The sequence below is a fragment of the Pseudomonas sp. VS40 genome, from assembly GCF_018587885.1.
GTDB lineage: Bacteria > Pseudomonadota > Gammaproteobacteria > Pseudomonadales > Pseudomonadaceae > Aquipseudomonas > Aquipseudomonas pergaminensis.
On record NZ_JAGYWD010000001.1, the window covers coordinates 1,055,436 to 1,068,694 of the forward strand.

Annotated in this window: 8 protein-coding genes; 5 read left to right on the plus strand and 3 right to left on the minus strand. The window is 50.6% G+C overall.

The features are described 5' to 3' along the window. Nucleotides 1–379 precede the first annotated feature (379 nt). The 4 genes from KHP07_RS04875 (at nt 380) to KHP07_RS04890 (ending at nt 4,766) form a co-directional block, all read left to right on the plus strand. Nucleotides 380–664 (plus strand): hypothetical protein, encoded by a 285-nt coding sequence (locus tag KHP07_RS04875; protein WP_003175982.1) that lies wholly within the window; start codon nt 380–382, stop codon nt 662–664. Beyond that, entirely contained in the window at nt 661–933 is a 273-nt protein-coding gene (locus tag KHP07_RS04880) for a DUF3077 domain-containing protein (RefSeq protein WP_214496674.1), read from the plus strand. Before KHP07_RS04875 ends, KHP07_RS04880 begins: the two co-directional genes overlap by 4 nt. Further along, on the plus strand, nt 930–3,818 hold the full coding sequence (locus KHP07_RS04885; protein ID WP_214496675.1) for a DUF927 domain-containing protein: 2,889 nt from the start codon (nt 930–932) through the stop codon (nt 3,816–3,818). The genes KHP07_RS04880 and KHP07_RS04885 overlap by 4 nt, the downstream gene beginning before the upstream one ends. 90 nt (nt 3,819–3,908) lie before the next feature. Beyond that, nucleotides 3,909–4,766: a hypothetical protein gene (locus KHP07_RS04890; protein WP_214496676.1), complete on the plus strand. Its 858-nt coding sequence runs from the start codon at nt 3,909–3,911 to the stop codon at nt 4,764–4,766. A 194-nt stretch (nt 4,767–4,960) separates the two neighbouring features. On the opposite strand, the gene KHP07_RS04895 is transcribed toward KHP07_RS04890, so the two are convergent. The 3 genes from KHP07_RS04895 to KHP07_RS04905 all read right to left on the minus strand — a co-directional run bounded on the left by KHP07_RS04895 (nt 4,961) and on the right by KHP07_RS04905 (nt 11,563). Then, nucleotides 4,961–8,254 carry a VPA1262 family protein gene (locus tag KHP07_RS04895; RefSeq protein WP_214496677.1) on the minus strand — a complete coding sequence of 1,098 codons (3,294 nt, stop codon included), beginning with the start codon at nt 8,252–8,254 and terminating at the stop codon, nt 4,961–4,963. A gap of 174 nt (nt 8,255–8,428) precedes the next feature. Then, a complete protein-coding gene (locus KHP07_RS04900) occupies nt 8,429–10,573 on the minus strand; it encodes an AAA family ATPase (protein WP_214496678.1) in 2,145 nt (714 codons plus the stop codon). A 72-nt stretch (nt 10,574–10,645) separates the two neighbouring features. Continuing rightward, nucleotides 10,646–11,563 carry a hypothetical protein gene (locus KHP07_RS04905; protein WP_214496679.1) on the minus strand — a complete coding sequence of 306 codons (918 nt, stop codon included), beginning with the start codon at nt 11,561–11,563 and terminating at the stop codon, nt 10,646–10,648. 1,344 nt (nt 11,564–12,907) lie between these two features. Between KHP07_RS04905 and KHP07_RS04910 the strand changes: the two genes are divergently transcribed. Beyond that, a complete protein-coding gene (locus KHP07_RS04910) occupies nt 12,908–13,129 on the plus strand; it encodes a hypothetical protein (RefSeq protein WP_214496680.1) in 222 nt (73 codons plus the stop codon). Nucleotides 13,130–13,259: the final 130 nt, after the last annotated feature.

Here is a 13,259-nt window from a genome sequence, read left to right on the forward strand (position 1 = left end):
GACCGGGTTTGACGGCCCGTTCAGACATTGGCGCACAGGCGCCCCCATCACGATTGCAGGCGCTTTTTTTGTGCCTGCACATCCTGTTTATGGCGGCTGTGCGCGGGATACCTTCGGGTATGCCGGGTTCCTTTGTCCCCGGTCCGTCAACCTGCGTACAGCTGCCACCCTAATTCGTTTGACGGCGAACCGTGGCAGCTCCCCAGACAAAGGAGTTTCGCCCAATGCACGCCACCGATCCGTCCAAAATTCGCGCCGCCGCTCATCGAGCAATGGCTCTCGCCGCTTTACACGCCAACTCCAGCCTCGCTACACGCCTCTCCCGTTACAACGCCCATATGTCCAAGGCTCGCGCCCTGGAAGCCGCAGGAGGTGCCCAATGAGCATGCTCCCAGGCTTTTCACTACCCGAGGATCTGCTCTGTGTCAGCCAGGACGCCGAAGCCGGTATTCCCATCGACGCCATCACCTGCGCCCTCGACCGTGCTGATTCAGTTCTGATGCTGCTGGAAGATCATTTAGACGGCGATAAACCCGTACTCTCCAACCGCGTACTGTCGTCCGTTATTTGGGACGTGCGCGGCACCTTGGGCTTGATCAAAACACTTGCCTTGTACGGTGATGCCTCCTCTGTGCCAATGGGCCAGAAAGGCGGTGCCCTGTGAACACAGCCAACACCCTCGGGCGTACCGAATTCTCATGCGTTGCCAGCGGTACTCAAAAGCTGTTTAGGGTCAATGCAGGCGTGCCGATCGAGGACGCACTTGAGGCCATATCGCTGTTTCAGTACTACGCCAACCAACTGACCCTCGACGCAGCTATGAGTAATGAGGGCGAGCGGTTCAGTTGGCCAGCTCTCTACCTGGGAGAAATGGCAAAAGCACTGATTGATGACGTGAACGATGCGCTGTATGCAACGAGGACAGCCCCATGACTCAGCGCACCGGCAACAACTCAAAACGTCCCAGCTTTGCCGACGTGAAAAGCGTCGCTCTTAAGAACATAGACCGTGTGCTTGCTCACTGGCTGCCAAACGGCAAACGCGTCGACGGCGGCAAGGAATACACCGCACCAAACCCGACGCGCACGGACAAACGCGCGGGCTCACTCAAGGTCAATTTGAGCAAAGGCACCTGGGCGGATTTTGCCACTGGCGATAAGGGCGGCGACCTGATCGACCTGGTGCGCTACATCGACGGCGGCACCGACGTTGAAGCCTGCAAAAAGCTGGCGGATCTGCTCAGCGTTTCCGCAGGATCTGCAACCACCAAAAGCACACCGACCAAGCCCGAAGCGCCGGAGTGGATTGCGATCCAGCCGATCCCCGCCGAGGTCATGAACAAGTGCCCTGCCAAGCATCGGCAACATGGCGCCCCTTCCAAGGTGTGGATCTACCGCGATGCGCAGGGCCAGCCAGTCATGACGCTGTATCGCTTCGACCTGGGCGAAGATGAAGACGGCAAGCCACGAAAGGTCTTTGCGCCGTTGACCTGGTGCAAACGCTCCGATGGGCAAACCACACAATGGCGCTGGCAGGGATTGCCCGAGCCTCGGCCCTTGCTGCGCCTGGATGAGCTGGTACAGCGTACGCATGCGCATGTAGTGCTGTGTGAAGGCGAGAAAGCTGCTGACGCCGCCGCTCAACTGATGCCCGACCACGTAGCCACCTGCTGGCCGAACGGCTCCAACTCTTGGCACAAGGCCGACCTGACGCCACTCAAAGGGCGCACGGTGGTGCTGTGGCCGGATAACGATGCCAGCGGCAAGGCGTGCATGGACGCCATCGAGCTCAAGTTGATTGAGCTGGGCGCCGCGTCAGTGCAACGAATCTCGCTCGATGTATTCAAGCTCAAGCCCAGCAGCAAAGGCGGCAAGCCTACGCTGATCAAGGGTGGAAAATGGGCAGACGGCGATGACGCAGCGGATGCGTTAGCCAAAGGCTGGACCGCTGGTCACGTCGCCGAGCTGGTGCGCAGCGGTGAGTTTTTCGGCGGTGCCGCTGAGCCAACTGAACCCCAAGAACAGACGGCCAAGGCGCCCGCCAAACGCCCCGCGAAATCGAAAAATGATCTGTTGCCGGGCGGCTTTCGCCTGACGCCTGAAGGGGTGTTTTATTCCGGCGATGATGGCGAGGCGCGCCCCGTGTGTTCGCCTTTGGAAATCATCGCCCGCACTCGCGACGACAAGGGCCACAACTGGGGCTTGTTGGTCGAGTTCGATGACCCGGACGGCGCCAAAAAGCGCTGGAACATTCCAGCCCGAACCATGACCGGCGACTTCGGCAAGGACGTACTTGGACCACTGGTAGACATGGGCCTACGCCTCGCTGGAAGTCGGTCGGGGCGCAATGCCCGTAATGACCTGCAGAGCTATCTCGGCGGCTTCGATAGCGCCCAGCGCGCACGATTGGTGACGCGCCTGGGCTGGCACGACAACGCCTTCCTTTTGCCCGAACAGCAAATCGGCTCGCACTCCGAACACCTGCATTTTTATGAGGCCGGTGCGCAGTTGCCACCGATCAACGAGGCGGGTTCTCTAGAACAGTGGCAGCAGCAAATAGGCGCGCTGTGCATTGGTAACCATCGCTTGGCGTTTGTCGTCTCTGTGGCCTTTGCGGGGCCTCTCCTGAACCTGCTTGGGCATGAGTCGGGCGGCTTCCACCTCTACGGCGACAGCTCCGGCGGCAAGACCACCCACTTGCAGGTCGCTGCCTCGGTCTATGGCGGGCCGCGTCTGGTACGTTCGTGGCGTTCAACAGACAACGCCCTGGAGTCCATCGCCGCCGCGCACTCAGACGGCCTCCTGGTGCTGGATGAAATCGGTATGTGTGACCCGCGCATCATTGGCGAAACGGTTTACATGCTGGGCAATGGCACCGGCAAGGCCCGGGCGAATGACCGAGGACAAGCGGGCCGACAGGTGCAGGAGTGGCGCTTGCTGTTTCTCTCGACCGGCGAGAAGACGTTGGCGCAGCACATGGCGGATGCCAACAAGGAGCTGAAAGCCGGTATGGAGGTGCGCATGCTCGCCGTGCCTGCGGATGCCAGCAAAGGCCTCGGCATGTTCGATGTGTTGAACGGTTTTGAGGATGCTGCCGCCCTCTCTGATGCGCTCAAGGCCCGTGTCGCCAAATACTACGGCACACCCCTCACCGCCTTCCTGCACGCACTGTGTGCGCCTGGAGAAATGCTCAGGTGGTCGGTGATCGTTCGCCGAACGGTGGAACAGTTCATCACCCAAAACCTGCCCGCGTCGGCCAGTGGTCAGGCGCAACGTGCCGCCCTTCGCTTCGGCCTCGCCGCAGCGGCCGGCGAGTTGGCCACCGCCTTCGGCGTCACCGGTTGGCCTGATGGTACGGCCACGACGGCTGCACGGGTTTGCCTGCATGCATGGCTGGCAGAGCGTGGCGGCGCCGGTAACTTTGAGGGGGATGCGATTTTGGCGCGGCTGAGACAGGTCATCGAGCGCTTTGGAGAAAGTCGCTTTACCCGCTGGGAATCTGCCGCCGCCAAGATCGATGAGCACGGCCCACGCACGATTGATCGGCTGGGCTTTCGCAAGACGATGGAACACGGCATGGGCGATTCCTTACATACCACCAATACCTATTACGTGCTGCCGGAAGCCTGGAGGGCCGAAATCTTCCGAGGCATGAACCTGAGTGCGGTTAACAAAGAGCTCCTGCGACGTGGTGTTTTAGAGCCTGGAAAGGATGGCAAAGCTTCGACCGCAGTGCGACTACCGGGGCTGGGCTTGCAGCGTTGCTATGTGGTTGTCGCAGTGCCCGAACAAGGTGATCACGGCGCCCAGGCCGCCTAATAACGGCTGCTCCATGAGGAATGCAGGCTCACCTTGGCCTGGCCCGCCAACGGAAAAAACCAATCAACCTTTCGCCTTTAGGAACGCAACATGAACCAGCTAAAACAGCAACAAGCCACCTTGATTCAAGAACTGGAAACACTGGAAGAAAGCCTGCCACAACTGGAGGCCGAATGGCGCAATGCACCCAGCGGATTCAGTGCGAATGGCAACGTAATTGGAAGCCCTGAAAGCCGCGAGGCTATGGAAAATTTATCAAGCGTCAAAGCCCGCATAGATGCGATTCCCGGTGAGCTGGCATCAATTGATCGCAAGCTTCAACACCTGGAGAAACTGGAAAAAATTGGTCAGATCAAAGCTGACGCTATTCAAGCGATGACCGATGCAACCGCTGAAGTCGAAGCGCTGGAACGGAAAAAAGCGCACCTGAACGAGCGGTTTCAGACAATTCAATCAGAAGCCGATCAAGCCCTGGAAAAGGCGCAACAAGCCGAGCGCGATGCTGCAACGTCCTATGCCAAATGCCTCGCAAGCGGTGATGTCGAAGGGGAAAAATCAGCAAGCGGCGAAATGCAAAAGGCCGCTAAGCAACTGGCAACAACGGACGAGCAGGTCAGAAGGCAAGACCTGATCCTCGGCGCACTGCAAGTTGAGCTTGATAACCTTGAGGTACAAATCACTAATGTCCACCAACGTTGCGATGAAGCTAAGGCAACAGCCTTGGGTGCCGTAGGATTTGCGCTGGACGAGGAGTGGAATGCAGCAACCGAACAGCTTATGGCGTTGGGCGCCCGCATACTTGCCGTCAGCTACCAAAGAGGCGGAATGGGAGACGGATTGTCTGGGCTTGAGGTGCCCCGCTTCGGCCCATTCCATTCGAAACTTGTACGTTCCGATCTGGCAACGGCGGCCCGAAATATTTCGCTGGAGGAGCTACTCGCCGCTTGAACCAGAATCAGCCCGCCTAGCGGGCTGTTTACTCGCTTAATATCCGGCACAGCCTGCGCCTGCTGCGAAACGAAAACTACCGCGCAGCTAAAGCATTGCGCTGAACCCAACCTGAGCGGAAGGCCTCATATAGATTGAACACGACTCACAAGCCGCTGTGAAATGACATATCCGATTGATGACCACCATCCTATTCAAATGTCTCCAACCTCTTCAATGAACGCCGCCAGCGCCCCTCGCTCCACGCCGTTGTATCGCCATTCATCTAGGGTACGAACCATCGCGATATCCCTCGATGACTTACATAGATCAACAAACTCAACCGGTAATTTTGCTGTCTCGGCCATGAAGCTTTCAACATATCGGCAAAACGCGTGAATCCACATTGCGACTTCTAAAGAACAGTCCCACTTACTCCAATTCATAGTACTGGCTAACGGTTGCTTGACATTTTTTTGAGCTTTTTTCAAAGTCTTCAGCAAAGCCTCAATAACGCTGCCCTGAGTTTTGGGAGAACTCCTAGCTAATAAAAATGCCGCTATTTCGGTAATACGCCCTTCACGCAAACGGTTGAAGCTTACGGTCTTACCGAGTAACTTTTCGTCGAGGTAGGAAAACAGTTCCTTCATCCATGTACTACATAACGCTTCCGGCGTTACTCGAGCATCGTCCAAGAGTGGAACAATTACCTCTGAAAACAGCCAGGGCTCAGACCACGCCAACTCGCGCATGTGACCTCGAAGGCTGTGTACAAGAAAATCTGCTTCGTTCTTATCAAGTATAGGTGGTAGCGCATTATAGAGTGCTTGCCGGACAATATTGACGGCATCTCCGCTGCCTTGCTTCCATTTAAGACCGCTTAATAGCCAACACATCAATCGAATGCTCGTCTGCTGATCAAACGATGCCAACCGTGCTACTACCAGGCTCGCGCCTTTTTCATCCATGCACTCCTCCTTCAAACTGGCCAATCCCATCCAGGTGAAAAGGCCATTCGTGCTCCGAAGAAGACATTCTCTTTGCTCTGTCGAAATTCCTAGGGCTATTGTGAGAGAAACCTCTCCAACAATTTGACTCAATAGAGATAGCTTAATTGCATCTCGGTGATGATCTTCACTATCGAGTGAAGCGGCGCAGCACTCTGAAAGCTTAACCAGCTTCTCTGGCGCAGACTCCCACAAAATTTTAACTGCGTAGACATCCGACCATGTTAATACATCGTATTTAATACGGTGTCGAAATTGTTCGTAAGAGTACGATCCTCGTAAAAAACTTTCCAGATCTTGCTGAAACAATTGCGGTTGAACTGAATCAAAAGATGTGTCGCGGGCCACATCACTGAACCGCGAGAATGCTCTTTTAAGCACTCCCTCAAGAAAGTTGAAGAACGAACTTTTCTGTGCATGGACGAACAGAGACTCTCCATGAGGCGTACGTGCGAGTATCTCAGCGACGACAGCCCAAATCTGGTCTGATGCGTATTCTCCTTTGAATAAGGTATCGACACACTTAGCGACATCTGGTGTATTGGGAATACGTAAAGACTCACCTTCGAGTAGACCCAGTTCTTCCAGCCGATCACGTAGCTCCTCACCCTGCATTTCTCGAAGTGAATCTTCTCCAATCCAACTCGACAAAACTGTGCCCGTCAAATCCCATCTCAGAAAATCTAATTGGTCAATCCGCTTTCGAGATAGTTGTTCATGTCGTTTAGAGTCAAAAATAGGCTCTATGCACTCCCCATCATCATTCGCCCCATTTACTGCTTTTGCTATCAATCTATTCGCATATTTGAACACTTCATGTAAGGCATCCATAGGTATTGGCGTGACGAGTAGCGGATGGTCCTCGTTTGCCTTTTGAATAGAATTTGACAGATTGAAACCCGAAACAGGGAGGCCTCGCCGGTCAGCAATAAGCATATATCGGTCGTGTAATGCCCCAGGCTTGACCCCATAGATTTTTAAGTCAATTCTATGTGCGAATGCTAGAAGCTGTTCGCAGCTCGCCAGGAGATTGTCAATACGGCTGCGATCAGCCTCATCCCTGGCAGCGCCCTTCAAAGGTTGAGCTGATGGAGTGGTCGGCAGAACTGTGGTGAAGACAATATATTCCCCGCTGTCGGACGCATTGGGGAAAAACAAACCTATTCCCGCGTCTTCAAAGTAAGGGTCGAAAAAGATAATTTGGTGTTCTCGGTGCTTCGCGAATTGTTGCTTGATCCACTCTACAAACTGCAGGCGCTCAGTACCATCGCCTTCACTCAGGCGGCCGAAAAACCGCGCGTCGGACTTCAGTGGATGTAAAACACCAAGCAGTTCACTTATCTTTCTGTTGGTGACTACCCAAGGATCTGCCTGTCGTCCACCAACTACTGAAGCAAATCCAATATCATTACGGCTGACGGTTTGTGCGGCCTTCACTCTCGGCGACCCTTTAAGCTTTTTCTTTAATGCCTTATCCAACCAGCCTAGCTTTACTTCCGGGTTCGAACCTCCGACCGCGTGCCCAGATATGGAAATCTCACGGATGTAATAATTCTTCCAGCTGCAGAGCAATGTAGCAGCGACCTCGCCACTGCTCGCCCCATGGATTTCGACTTCAACTGAATCCGCGATATCCCAATAACCTTTCGGTAATTCAAATATGCATTCAATGACGTCCATTTCTCCCTTATCTACCGAGTTGATACTTGAAAATATACGCTGTCCACCGTTCATTATTTGCGCTTGAACAAAGAACTTTGAGAAGCCTGACAGTTGAAAAAGATTTAGCTTGACCAAAAGTGTCTCGCCACCTACCCACTGTACATCTAAAAGCTCTCTCTCATCGTCATCGAGGGTGGGAAAAACTAGTAATTCTAAATCGCCTAAGCGTGCCGCATCCTTAGCAGCAAAATCCAGACCAGTTTCAGCGTTCATCCGTTTGACAATGAAGCGCGCCATCTCTTGATCAAGGCCTTGAGCTGTCAAGAATAGTTGTTCCTTATCAACAAAAGTGATGGCAGCACTAAACGCCGAAGCACTGCCATGCGGACTTTGTGGCCCAGCATGGCCATGTGCATCACGGTTCATTAATAATGCCACTGGCCTAAACACGTATTTACTGGGCAAGCTGAAAGCCCCGATGCGTTTCTCCAGAAAATCTGGCAGATTGAGCACAAGCGAACTACTAACTTTTTTTACGTCATCGCCTTTTACAAAGCTGCTCAGCAGTTCTCCTGCTTGATCACTATCGATATAGAGTGTGGCGCGGATCACCTGAGCGCGGCAGTCACCGACAATTTCAAATTTATCATCTCTAGATGCACTCCATCCTCCTGAAGAAAAACTATAAGGGAGGAGGCGACCGTAGACAAATCGATTCTCCAGGTAGTCGTAGCCCTGTACCTGCAAAATCCAAATTTGCAATGCACAAGCGCGTCCAGGCATAGCAAACAATCGGGCAAGCCTAATATCCTCAATCAAGTCCTTCAATTCAATTGCCATTTATTATCTCTCAGGTTTCATTCGCACTTTCACAACAGTACCTCGGCGCATGCTTGCGACGTAATTACTTCTACTCCAAGCTTATTTTACTAAACTTACCAAGCGTTCGAGTTGCAAAAATTGTTGAATGGAAGCCAAACACGGTAACTTGAAAACAAATCAAACTATATTCACCTAGGACATCATTTTCTCGTAGTGCTGCTCAAAACCAGTGCGCACGAATACCTGCCTGAATCGTTCAATATAGTGGCCCGGATCAATATCACCAAAGTCCGTAAGATTCACAGCATCAGAGTGGGATTCGCGATTGACATACCTATAAAGGGCTTTGAATTCAGTATCTTCGTCAGCTAACTCCTGTAACGCCGATGCGAGTTCATCTTGCCTATGTACAAAATTGAAATAATATTCAAGAATATTTCGCATCATGTTGGGAATCACAGATACTGAAGTTCGCCCTAACTGAGCATCTTTAATAGCCTGCCAGAAGGATTGATAATCATTTTGTACGTCCGAGGCCTTCATCGGAATTACGCTACTGTATTCAGCCTTCGTTATTCTGAACAACGAAAACTCATCAGACTTCTTCAGATGCTTAAGCATCTCATGAAAAAAGAATAGGTTGTGTGTCAGTATAAATATTTGCTTGAACCGCTCCTTTGGACTCACTACCTTTCGATAGATCAGTGACGCAATATCATACACGTAATTATGAGACAGACTAGAGATTGGATCGTCTATAACGATAACGCGATTCGATTTAAGCTTCCCGCCCTTGCTGTCCAAGTCCCCATTACAAACTTCTAAAAAGTACAAGAAAGAAATCAACGTTTTCTCTCCCTCACTAAGAGTTTTGAAAACTCCCGACTGCTGAACCGGCCTTTCCAAACGATAGCGAGGCAAATCACCTTGTTCCTTTACTACTAAAAAACCCTTGAGTCCGAGCGCGTTGAGCGATGCGTTTATATTATCTATTGATTGGTCAATATTAGTTATTTTCGCCCTGTATTCAGCAATGATTTTTTTTTGCTTTTGAGCTTGGCTAGTGATCGAATCGAGAGCCTGGCGCTTGGTTGCAATCTGCATTTCCAGGTTATTCCGCAGCGCTTTTTCTTTAGAAATTAATGGTTCGCTTTCTTTCTTGAAACAATTCCAGAAGCGAGACTTAATTTTCTCCAAGTGAGCCTTTTTGTCTTTTATCTTAAGATTAAAAGAAATGATCTTATCCTGCTCAATTTTTACTAAAGCATTCAAGCTATCAATTATGATTTCTGAGGATTCTAAGACTACCGGGACTGAGGGATTAGCAAGCTTGTCAGCGAGCAAACGTCTGTTTTTCTGCAGAAGAACGTCAAGCGCGGTTATGCTTGCAGCGAACTCCATCGCCTGATAGATAGGCCGCAAATACTGCACTTTCAAACGGGAGATGCCTACTTCATATCTATTTTTAAGCGCAACTAAACTATCTATTCTTCTCTGGTAAGTCTGATCGAAGACCTTCCCGAGTTCGTCATAGAAATCAGTATTTAGTTTTTGCTGGCAAAATGGGCATGTATTGTCATTTTGATCAACGAACCTGAAGGCCTGTTTTATCCAGTCAGAATTGCCAAGGTCATTTATTATAGCGCTAAGGTAAGAGTTTTCAGAGCCAGTGATAGCCTCATTGAGCAAGGGGCTGAGCTCGACATCTCGCTCAGGAAAACTGAAGGATGGAAGCACTGGTTGCTCTTGATCACTTGCCGCCTGTAACTCTCCCGCCTCCAGAGCTAATGCCTCAAATGTGTCTGACACGAGCCCCTGGCTTAGGCTTCCTACCTTTTCCGCCAAACGTTCCTTGGTGTTTAAGTTACTGAAACAGAACTTCAAACTTGAGCTGTCGTACTGTTTTTTTAAGGCCCATAGATCATCTAAAAATGCATCTCTAGTCGTCTTTTGATTCTCAGTTAAGGCTTTACCTGCATCCCTTTCAGATTGCCAGTGCTCACCCAGCTTCTTTAGCTCTGCTTCCGCAGCTAGCAAAGCATTTTCTGCCTCAATGTTTCCTTCGTTGAGGGTGAATACGCCAGGCTGCGAGCTCTCCTGAAAATGGCTTTCCATAAAGTTGTGGTTGTATACCACTAGCTCACGGTCAAGGTTTTTAGGTTGGAAGTCGCAGTTGGAATAAACCAGATCGCCGGGATCTTGAAGATAGTTGCCTATGGTAGTCTTACCTGTACCATTATGGCCGTAGAACATATTGACCTTGCTCATCGGCCCGATTGTAATACCTGCAAGAGGCGAATAACTGGTCACGCCTCGCAAAATAATTTGCTTTATCACTGGACAGTCCCTTCGAGAAACGGCTACCAAGACATGGTTACAGGCGCAGCAAGCTGCCGTCAAAGCACTACCTTAAAGCTCAACAACTTCAGCGATATCATTCAGTGGACCAATGGTTAAGAATTCCACGGGAAGGTCTGCTATTGTCTCTCTTGGCGCCCAAATCGCACGGTACTCATTTTGATAAGCATATTTGAAGTGTTTCGCAAAGTTTACATCAATCTTTGATGGATCGCAGAGCACCGGGTCTAGATATTTTACGGCCTTGGCGAAACCCTCAAAGCCAGGCAATGCATTGCACCCCGCTTTAATTAGCCGGTCGATAAACAATCGTGGCTCTTTGATAACTAGACATGCATCAGCCTCAAAGTCGACAAACTCACGATTCGTAAAATTTGATGCAAAACAACATACGTAATAGTTAGTTCGAGCGCTGACTGAGTACTCAACCCTTCCATAATCAGCAGTGACCTTTCCGGTTTTTATTACTGGTTTTAGCTTGGTAAATGCCGTTCCCTTAAAAACCAGCTCGTCATCTCTGACAGCCACATTCAAAGAAGGATCATTGTAAAAGGAAGCTGGAGCGACCCTAAAAACTCCCAAGCTATACATATCCTGCACGTACTTCTTCTTAGAAAATTTGTACAGCCAACCAGGCTGCCCACCAACTTTAGCTATAGCATCTCTTCCTATGGGGGCCGACGGAAAAGTAGGACTTACAATATTGGCACCTTTCACAAACCCGTTAGTAAATCCACTAGGATGCGGTCCATAGCGCTTTTCCATCTCAGCTAAAATATGAGTCCACTTGACCCACATTTCAACATTCATATCTTTCCCAGTAAGCACACTCAGTCGGCCGGCCGAGTCCAAAACAGAGATAAGGTTTAAAATATCCTTAGCCCGCTCTTCTAGCTCAGCACTATATAAATGCCTCAAGTATGGATTGAGAAGATAATCATTATGCCATTTCTGTGAACGTGTAATCATTTGCTAAAGTCCCTTATAGCCGCATGTAATACTATAGCTTAAATTTCCAAACCTGCCGACGACGCTATATTCAGAAATGCGAGACAATCTGATGAAGCTGCTGGCTCGGACAGAAGAAAACCTGGCAACAGAATACTATTTTGTCCTTCGCGTATGTACTAAAACCTTCAGGTCAATACGCACTACTATGAAACTGCCAAACAACCGGCATCAAGCCACATTCCTGATTTTGGCAGTAAAGGGCACTTAGTCAACACGAATCGTATCCGGACCAGCCATTCAGAATATCTCCATGTCATGTAACACAAGCCAAGATTGTTACACTACTTATTTTTCGCAACTCCAAGACGTGTACAAAATAAAAAACCTTATAAAACATGAGCATAAAAAATTGTTACACGAGTAATACCTGCACCACCAATTTTCAGCGCCCCCTCGCCCCAGAGGTGAATTAGCCTTCAGCGACATAGGTCGTAACCATGTCAGTCTTCTTCTAAGGAGTCTCTAAGCGATCTGACTGGTTACGTTTGGAGACACCGCATGATCGTTTCAGCATGAAAAGTGTATTGCTTACGGTTTGATAAACAGGTGAACCAGATAGACATCCACAGATGTATTTGTACGTGGAATCGCAAAGTCGCTTGGGACCCTAGGTATTTTGGAAAGACACGGGGTAGGAAACCCGCGGGATCGTGTTAGCCGAAGCGCACCCAGCTTAGTGAACAGGTGAACCTGGTGAACTCCAGTTCACATGTGCATATGCCCTACCCTTTCAGCCATCTGCGAGTACCGTTGCAAATACGGTAACGATGCCGTTTTTTCTTCAAGATCCTTTCAATTTCAACATTGAAATTTCAGTAAGCTGGTGTGATTTCCGCTACCACGATCCCGCGGGTTTCATGCCCCGTGTAACGCGAAACCTCTCAGGGTCCCCAGCGTGATTTCCTGTCATCGAGAGGCGGAGCAAGCGAAACTCGCTTGGTGGGCTGGAGCGCAAAGCGCCTGCCCCACGACACTTGGATACTGACGTTAGCGTTACACGCACGGGCAGCGTTACATCCGATGTACGCGATGCCGCTCAACTGTGTAACAGGCGTGAAAGCCAATGAAACCGGGCGTTTGGTGAAGGGCGTTACACTCGTAACACCAGTTACACCAGTTTTGGAGGGGGCTGGGTGTGTGCGCTCATGCTGTCTTTCCAAATTGGTCCTACACCACATTGTTGGCCTCTAGTGAATCAAGATGGTCGGCATGAGTTCTGATCACCAGGGGTGAGGACAGCTGATATGCAATGCCACTGGCTCGAGGTAGATTGGCTACCTGACAACACGGTAGGAGAACATCATGGAAGACACCCCTTTGCTTGCGTCATTACTCAAGCGCATGAATGAAAACCAACTGGCGCTGGGGGCAGCTATCGAGGAGCTGTCAAACTGGGTTGAGCAAAGAGGATCCACAGAAGTGGCAAAGAACATCCGAGGGGCACTAGAAACCCTGGATGGGAATGCAGGATTCATCACCCTTGCCCTTGCCTCACTGTCGGCAGAAGGTCGGACAAAGAAGTGACTACCTGGCCGAATGGCTACACATCACCTACCAACTGGTGGTGCTGTACCTAGCGGGAATACCACTACATCTGTAGGCAGAAGCAAGCAGCGTGTATGCCTATGTGTATGCCTAACTGATAACATCCGAA